General features: G+C 34.7%; 14 protein-coding genes and 1 pseudogene. All 15 read right to left on the bottom strand.

Annotation, left to right across the window (positions count from 1 at the left end; genetic code table 11):
• Positions 1–77 (bottom strand): annotated as a pseudogene (locus ACRDDY_RS07250) (50S ribosomal protein L18); the annotation flags it as partial.
• 21 nt (positions 78–98) lie between these two features.
• A complete protein-coding gene (rplF, locus tag ACRDDY_RS07245; protein WP_438564281.1) occupies positions 99–638 on the bottom strand; it encodes a 50S ribosomal protein L6 in 540 nt (179 codons plus the stop codon).
• A 60-nt stretch (positions 639–698) separates the two neighbouring features.
• Positions 699–1,097, bottom strand: coding sequence for a 30S ribosomal protein S8 (gene rpsH, locus ACRDDY_RS07240; RefSeq protein ID WP_438541511.1), 399 nt, complete (start codon positions 1,095–1,097; stop codon positions 699–701).
• A gap of 32 nt (positions 1,098–1,129) precedes the next feature.
• Positions 1,130–1,315, bottom strand: coding sequence for a type Z 30S ribosomal protein S14 (locus ACRDDY_RS07235; protein ID WP_297630553.1), 186 nt, complete (start codon positions 1,313–1,315; stop codon positions 1,130–1,132).
• Between the two features lie 15 nt (positions 1,316–1,330).
• A complete protein-coding gene (gene rplE, locus ACRDDY_RS07230) occupies positions 1,331–1,870 on the bottom strand; it encodes a 50S ribosomal protein L5 (RefSeq protein ID WP_438564280.1) in 540 nt (179 codons plus the stop codon).
• A 22-nt stretch (positions 1,871–1,892) separates the two neighbouring features.
• Entirely contained in the window at positions 1,893–2,207 is a 315-nt protein-coding gene (gene rplX / locus ACRDDY_RS07225; RefSeq protein ID WP_438541514.1) for a 50S ribosomal protein L24, read from the bottom strand.
• 15 nt (positions 2,208–2,222) lie between these two features.
• The gene (gene rplN, locus ACRDDY_RS07220) at positions 2,223–2,591 is read right to left on the bottom strand and encodes a 50S ribosomal protein L14 (RefSeq protein WP_438541515.1); all 369 of its coding nucleotides are present in this window, start codon (positions 2,589–2,591) and stop codon (positions 2,223–2,225) included.
• A 30-nt stretch (positions 2,592–2,621) separates the two neighbouring features.
• The gene (gene rpsQ, locus ACRDDY_RS07215) at positions 2,622–2,876 is read right to left on the bottom strand and encodes a 30S ribosomal protein S17 (RefSeq protein WP_002598893.1); all 255 of its coding nucleotides are present in this window, start codon (positions 2,874–2,876) and stop codon (positions 2,622–2,624) included.
• Between the two features lie 23 nt (positions 2,877–2,899).
• Positions 2,900–3,115 (bottom strand): 50S ribosomal protein L29, encoded by a 216-nt coding sequence (gene rpmC / locus ACRDDY_RS07210; protein WP_002598894.1) that lies wholly within the window; start codon positions 3,113–3,115, stop codon positions 2,900–2,902.
• Entirely contained in the window at positions 3,115–3,549 is a 435-nt protein-coding gene (gene rplP / locus ACRDDY_RS07205) for a 50S ribosomal protein L16 (RefSeq protein ID WP_002598895.1), read from the bottom strand. Before rplP ends, rpmC begins: the two co-directional genes overlap by 1 nt.
• A 26-nt stretch (positions 3,550–3,575) precedes the next feature.
• Positions 3,576–4,244, bottom strand: a complete 669-nt coding sequence (gene rpsC, locus ACRDDY_RS07200) for a 30S ribosomal protein S3 (RefSeq protein ID WP_438564279.1) — start codon at positions 4,242–4,244, stop codon at positions 3,576–3,578.
• 18 nt (positions 4,245–4,262) lie between these two features.
• Complete coding sequence (rplV, locus tag ACRDDY_RS07195) at positions 4,263–4,598, bottom strand: 50S ribosomal protein L22 (RefSeq protein ID WP_438541517.1); 336 nt, start codon at positions 4,596–4,598, stop codon at positions 4,263–4,265.
• A gap of 23 nt (positions 4,599–4,621) precedes the next feature.
• Entirely contained in the window at positions 4,622–4,897 is a 276-nt protein-coding gene (gene rpsS, locus ACRDDY_RS07190) for a 30S ribosomal protein S19 (protein WP_438564278.1), read from the bottom strand.
• Between the two features lie 65 nt (positions 4,898–4,962).
• Entirely contained in the window at positions 4,963–5,796 is an 834-nt protein-coding gene (gene rplB / locus ACRDDY_RS07185; RefSeq protein WP_438564277.1) for a 50S ribosomal protein L2, read from the bottom strand.
• A gap of 60 nt (positions 5,797–5,856) precedes the next feature.
• Entirely contained in the window at positions 5,857–6,150 is a 294-nt protein-coding gene (gene rplW / locus ACRDDY_RS07180; RefSeq protein ID WP_438564276.1) for a 50S ribosomal protein L23, read from the bottom strand.
• Between the last annotated feature and the right edge of the window lie 32 nt (positions 6,151–6,182).

Below are 6,182 nucleotides of genomic sequence, written 5' to 3'. Positions count from 1 at the left end.
GGAGTACCGAAAACTTTCTTACGTACTCTAAGGTGACGTCTTAGTCTTTTTGATTTTCTGTCTACCTTCTTGAACATAAAAATCACTCCTTTCTATTTTTACTTACCAGTTTTACCTTCTTTACGTCTGATCACTTCGTTTTCATATCTTATACCTTTACCTTTGTATGGCTCTGGCTTTCTCCATGATCTGATCTTTGCAGCTGCTTCACCAACTTTTTGTTTGTTGATTCCTTTAACAACTACTTTAGTAGCTTCTGGTATTTCGAATTCTACACCTTCGATTGCTTCTATTTCAACTGGATGTGAATATCCTAAGTTCATAACAAGCTTATTTCCCTGCTTCTGAGCTCTGTATCCAACACCATTTAATATTAATGTCTTTTGGAATCCTTTTTCAACTCCAACTACCATGTTATTAATTAATGCTCTAGTTAATCCATGAAGAGCTCTGTGCTCTTTAACATCACTAGGTCTAGTAACAACTACTTGGTTGTCTTCAACCGCTACATTAATGTCAGCGTTCATAGCTTCAACTAACTCACCTTTTGGCCCTTTTACTGTAACAACGTTCTCTGGTGTTACAGTAACAGTTACTCCAGCAGGTATAGCTATTGGTAATCTACCTACTCTTGACATAATTGCACCTCCTGTATTTTATATATCTATATAAATTTAACTTAATCTCTAAAATTTATACTACCAAACGTAGCAAAGAACTTCTCCACCTACTTGGTTTTTTCTAGCTTCTCTATCAACTATTATTCCTTTAGAAGTTGATATAACAGCTATTCCTAAACCATTAAGTACCTTAGGAGTTTCATCCTTTTTACAGTAAACTCTTAATCCTGGCTTTGATATTCTCTTAAGACCAGTAATTACTTTTTCACCGTTTGCTCCATATTTAAGAGCAATTCTTAACATTGGAACTACACCATCGTTATATTCATCTATTTCTTTGATGTATCCTTCTTGTAATAATATGTTTGCAATAGCCTTCTTTACATTTGAAGAAGGTACCTCAACTACTTCGTGTTTAACAGCATTTGCATTTCTTATACGAGTTAGCAAATCTGCTATTGGATCTGTCATAACCATTTATTGTGCCTCCTTTCGCTATATCTTAAGTATTACCAACTTGCTTTTTTACAACCAGGGATTTGACCTTTGTATGCAAGTTCTCTAAAACAGATACGGCAAATACCAAATTTCTTTAAAACAGAGTGTGGTCTTCCACAGATTCTGCATCTAGTATAAGCTCTAGTCTTATACTTAGGTTCTTTATTCCATTTTTCTATCATTGCTTTACGTGCCATAAGTTTCCCTCCTTATTATTGAGCAAATGGCATTCCAAGGAATCTTAATAATTCTCTTGCTTCTTCGTCAGTCTTAGCTGAAGTAACGAAGATTATATCCATTCCTCTAACTTTATCGATTTTATCGTATTCAATTTCTGGGAATATTAATTGCTCTTTAATTCCTAGAGAATAATTTCCTCTACCATCAAACGCTTTGCTTGAAACTCCTCTAAAGTCTCTAACTCTTGGTAAAGCAATTGACATTAACTTGTCAGCAAATTCGTACATATTTGCTTTTCTTAATGTAACTTTACATCCTAATGCCATGTTTTCTCTTATTTTAAAGTTAGCAACTGATTTTTTAGCTCTTGTTAATATTGGCTTTTGACCAGCTATTAATGTTAAGTCAGCAACTGCAGATTCTAAAACCTTTTGGTTTTCTTTTGCTTCACCAACTCCCATGTTAATTACTATCTTCTCAAGTCTTGGAACTTCCATTATGTTGTTATAACTGAACTTTTCCATCATAGCTTGAATTATTTCTTTATCATACTTTTCTTGAAGTCTTGTCATATCTATGCCCTCCTTTCAGATTTTAGAATGTTTCTCCGCACTTTTTGCACACTCTAACTTTAGCTCCATCTTCTAAGATCTTGTTGCTAATTCTAGTAGTGTTTTTGCATTTTGTACAATATAACATAACTTTTGAGCTGTTTATTGCAGCTTCTCTTTCAATTATAGCACTTTCAGCTTGTGTTCTACTTGCTTTTTGGTGCTTCTTCACTATATTAACTCCTTGAACTAGTACTTTACCAGTTTTTGGATATACTTTTAAAACTTCACCTGTTTTACCTTTATCTTTTCCTGATATAACCATAACAGTGTCGTTCTTTTTAACGTGTATTTTCAAGTCAGCCACCTCCTCTTATAGAACTTCTGGTGCTAATGATAATATTTTATTGAATTCTTTATCTCTTAGCTCTCTAGCAACAGGTCCGAAGATACGTGTTCCTCTTGGTTGCTTATCATCTTTTATTATAACAGCAGCATTTTCATCAAACTTAACGTATGAACCGTCTGCTCTTCTTATTCCTTTTACTGATCTAACGATAACAGCTTTAACTACGTCACCTTTTTTAACAACTCCGCCTGGTGTTGCACTTTTAACGCTAGCAACGATTATATCTCCAATGTTACCATACTTTCTTTTAGAACCACCTAAAACTCTGATACACATGATTTCCTTCGCACCTGAGTTATCAGCAACTTTAAGTCTAGTTTGTTGTTGTATCATTGAATTACCCTCCTTTCAGTTTAAAAGCTACTACTTAGCTTTTTCAACTATCTCAACAAGTCTCCATCTTTTATCTTTTGATAATGGTCTTGTTTCCATAATTAATACTCTATCATTAATTCCTGCTTCATTATTTTCATCATGAGCTTTGAATTTTGTAGTTACGTTAACAGTTTTCCCATATAATGGATGTCTAACCTTAGTTTCAATAGCAACTACGATAGTTTTATCCATTTTATCAGAAACAACTCTTCCGATTCTCTTTTTTCTTAAACCTCTTTCCATTAGGGCGTACCTCCTTCCAGTAATTACTGTTGTTCAACAGCCCTTAACTCTTCTTGTCTTAAGATGGTTTTTATTTGGGCTATAGATTTTTTAACTTCTCTTATTCTCATAGGATTTTCTAATTGTCCTGTAGCTAATTGGAATCTTAAGTTGAATAATTCAGCTTTTAATTCTCCTAATTTAGCTTTTAAATCTTGAGGATTACTTGCTCTTAATTCTTTTAATTCTCTAGCCTTCATTATTCTTCACCACCCATTTCCTCAAAATCTCTTCTTGTAACGAACTTAGTCTTTACAGGAAGTTTGTGTGATGCAAGTCTCATAGCTTCTCTTGCAACTTCTTCATTTACTCCTGATAGTTCGAATAATACTCTACCAGGTTTAACTACTGCTACCCAATATTCTGGTGAACCTTTACCTGAACCCATTCTTGTTTCAGCTGGCTTTTCAGTTACTGGCTTATCTGGGAAGATCTTTATCCAAAGTTTTCCTCCTCTTTTGATGTATCTATTTATAGCAATTCTGGCAGATTCTATTTGGTTACTAGTGATCCATCCACAAGTTGTAGCTTGTATTCCGTAATCTCCGTAAGCTAAAAAGTTTCCTCTTGTAGCTTTACCCTTCATTCTACCACGTTGTACCTTACGATGCTTAACTCTTTTAGGCATTAACATGATTTATTCCTCCTTTCCAATGCGTCCTATGCGTTAGCTTCTTCCTTTTCAACCTTTTTAGTTGGAAGAACCTCTCCATTATAAACCCAAACTTTAACTCCGATTTTTCCATATGTTGTATCTGCTTCTGCAAATCCATAGTCGATATCAGCTCTTAAAGTTTGTAGTGGAATTGTACCTTCATGGTACTGCTCAGTTCTAGCGATCTCAGCTCCACCTAATCTTCCTGAACAAGCTATTTTAACTCCTTTAACTCCATTGTGCTTCATAGCTCTTTGGATAGTTTGCTTCATAGCTCTTCTGAATGATATTCTTTTTTCTAATTGTGCTGCAACATTTTCAGCCATTAATTGAGAATCTCTTTCAACACCCTTAACTTCAACAATGTTGATTAGTAAGTTTTTACCTCTTGTAAAATTAACCAATTTCTTCTTTAATGCTTCAATTCCAGCTCCACCTTTCCCGATTATAACACCAGGTTTAGCAGTGTGTATATTTAATTTAATTCTCTTTGCTGCTCTTTCAATTTCAATTCTTGAAATACCAGCAGTGAAAAGTTCTTTTTTAACGAATTTTCTGATTTGGTTATCTTCGATTAGGTTATCAGCAAAATCTTTTTTATTTGCATACCATTTTGCATCCCAGTCTTTAATAACTCCTACTCTAAGTCCGTGAGGATTTACTTTTTGACCCACTACGTTTCCCTCCTTCTTCTAAGCTCTTTCTTTAACAACTATTGTTATATGGCTTGTTTTTTTATTGATTCTGAATGCTCTCCCTTGAGCGTGTGGTCTAAATCTCTTTAAAGTTGGACCTTGACCTACGTATGCTTCTGATACGATTAATTTATCTGTATCTAATGCGAAATTATTTTCAGCATTTGCAACAGCAGATTTTAAAACTTTGTTTATAACTACTGCAGCTTCTCTTGGAGTGTATTGTAAGATAGCGAAAGCTTCTTTAACATTCTTTCCTCTTATTAAATCAAGAACAGCTCCTACCTTTATTGGAGACATTCTTACATATTTAGCTATAGCTCTAGCTTCCATTTATGTTCCTCCTTTCCAGGGTACTACTTTCTTTTTGATGTTTTATCATCATGTCCTTTAAATGTTCTAGTTAATGCGAATTCACCTAATTTGTGTCCTACCATATCTTCTGATATATAAACAGGCACGTGCTTTCTTCCATCATGAACAGCAATTGTGTGTCCAATCATTTGTGGGAAAATTGTTGAACTTCTTGACCAAGTTTTAACAACTTTTTGCTCCCCATTAGCGTTCATTTCTTCAACTTTTTGTAAAAGTTTAGCATGAACGAATGGTCCTTTTTTAGTTGATCTACTCATTGTATATTGCCTCCCTTCAGAACTTTACATTCTCAGCTATGAAGAGAATAAGTATTCTCTTCATATTACTTACTATTTCTTCTCTTAATAATAAACTTATCTGAGTATTTCTTATTTTTTCTAGTTTTGTAACCAAGAGTTGGTTTACCCCATGGTGTTACTGGACTTGGTCTTCCGATAGGTGATCTACCTTCTCCTCCTCCGTGTGGGTGATCACAAGGGTTCATTACAGATCCTCTTACAGTTGGTCTCCATCCCATGTGTCTCTTTCTTCCGGCTTTACCAATCTTAACGATATCGTTAGTTGGATTAGATACTGATCCGATTGTAGCTCTACATTCGATTCTTACATATCTCATTTCACCTGAAGGTAATCTTAATGTTGCATATTTACCTTCTTTAGCCATTAACTGTGCCGATCCTCCAGCAGCTCTTACTAATTGAGCTCCTTTACCAGCTTGTAATTCGATGTTGTGGATGAAAGTACCAACTGGGATGTTTATTAATTGTAAAGCATTCCCTGGTTTGATATCTGCATCAGCACCTGATACTATAACGTCACCAACGTTTAATCCGTTAGGAGCGATTATGTATCTCTTATCTCCATCTGCATAAACTACAAGAGCAATGTATGCTGATCTATTTGGATCATACTCGATAGTTGCAACCTTCGCAGGTACACCATCTTTGTTTCTCTTGAAATCTATTATTCTGTATTTTCTTTTTGCACCACCACCGTGGTGTCTAACAGTTATTTTACCTTGTGCATTTCTACCACCTGTTTTCTTTAAAGAAACTAAAAGTGACTTTTCTGGTGAGCTTGTAGTAATCTCATCAAATGTAGCCATAGTCATATTTCTTCTAGAAGGAGTAGTAGGTCTAAATGTTTTAACTGCCATTTAAATTCCCTCCTTAATTCAGCTTATCTGGCATATTAATGCCAATAAATCACTAATGGGTTATTGCATTCCTTCGAAGAATTCAATTGTACTTCCTTCAGCTAATGTTATCATAGCTTTTTTGAAGTCTGCTCTCTTTCCTACGTGAACACCCATTCTCTTAGTTTTTCCCATAGTTCTTAATGTTTTAACATCAGCAACTTTTACGTTGAATACTTCTTCAACTGCTCTCTTTATTTGAGATTTGTTAGCGTTGATGTGAACTATGAAAGTGTACTTATTTTCTGCCATTGCTGCCATACTTTTTTCAGTTATAACAGGCTTTCTTATTATATCATGGCTTGTTAACATCATTATGCGTACACCTCCTCAATTTTTGATACTGC

Source organism: Clostridium sp. (assembly GCF_051656525.1).
In the GTDB taxonomy this organism is placed as follows: domain Bacteria; phylum Bacillota; class Clostridia; order Clostridiales; family Clostridiaceae; genus Clostridium.
This window is presented reverse-complemented; position numbering and strand designations above follow the sequence as displayed.